The sequence below is a fragment of the Aerococcaceae bacterium DSM 111021 genome, assembly GCA_020112395.1.
Lineage (GTDB): Bacteria > Bacillota > Bacilli > Lactobacillales > Aerococcaceae > Ruoffia.
Genome location: JACCEK010000008.1, coordinates 1 through 960 on the forward strand (window position 1 = coordinate 1; position 960 = coordinate 960).

Here is a 960-nt window from a genome sequence, read left to right on the forward strand (position 1 = left end):
TGGTTTCCAGCAGATCGTTAATCAGCGCACGACGGGTGGTTTCATCCAGACGCACGGTCACGGTCACCAGCAGATCAATATCGCTATGCGGTTTCAGGCCGCCATCCACCGCGCTGCCATACAGATGCACGGCCAGCAGGGTCGGTTCCAGATGACGTTCAATCACGCCCACCACTTCAGACAGCTGGGTGCTCACTTCCGCAATCACCGCTTCACGCATAATGTTCAGTTTGGTTTTCGGACGGCTGCCCTGCTGGGTCACATCGTTGCTGCTCCACAGCATCAGGCAACGGCCCACCGCATAACGCGCCTGCTGTTTGCTCGCACGCGGCATGCTCTGCACGCCAAAAAAGCAATCATAGCACGCCATAAACACCGCCACCGCACCATTACCGCCGCTACGTTCGGTCAGGGTACGGCTCCAATTACGGCTACGCATACTCTTCCTTTTTCAATATTATTGAAGCATTTATCAGGGTTATTGTCTCATGAGCGGATACATATTTGAATGTATTTAGAAAAATAAACAAATAGGGGTTCCGCGCACATTTCCCCGAAAAGTGCCACCTAAATTGTAAGCGTTAATATTTTGTTAAAATTCGCGTTAAATTTTTGTTAAATCAGCTCATTTTTTAACCAATAGGCCGAAATCGGCAAAATCCCTTATAAATCAAAAGAATAGACCGAGATAGGGTTGAGTGGCCGCTACAGGGCGCTCCCATTCGCCATTCAGGCTGCGCAACTGTTGGGAAGGGCGTTTCGGTGCGGGCCTCTTCGCTATTACGCCAGCTGGCGAAAGGGGGATGTGCTGCAAGGCGATTAAGTTGGGTAACGCCAGGGTTTTCCCAGTCACGACGTTGTAAAACGACGGCCAGTGAGCGCGACGTAATACGACTCACTATAGGGCGAATTGAGTGAAGGCCGTCAAGGCCTAGGCGCGCCGGATCCCCCGGGCCATAC

At 51.9% G+C, this 960-nt stretch carries 1 protein-coding gene and 1 pseudogene; both read right to left on the reverse strand.

What is annotated here, in order from left to right; translation table 11 throughout:
* Positions 1-220: nucleotidyltransferase domain-containing protein (locus tag HYQ40_11225; GenBank protein ID MBZ6528325.1), on the reverse strand; the 220-nt coding region annotated here is incomplete at its 3' end.
* A 498-nt stretch (positions 221-718) separates the two neighbouring features.
* A pseudogene (locus tag HYQ40_11230) lies at positions 719-899 on the reverse strand (hypothetical protein).
* Positions 900-960: the final 61 nt, after the last annotated feature.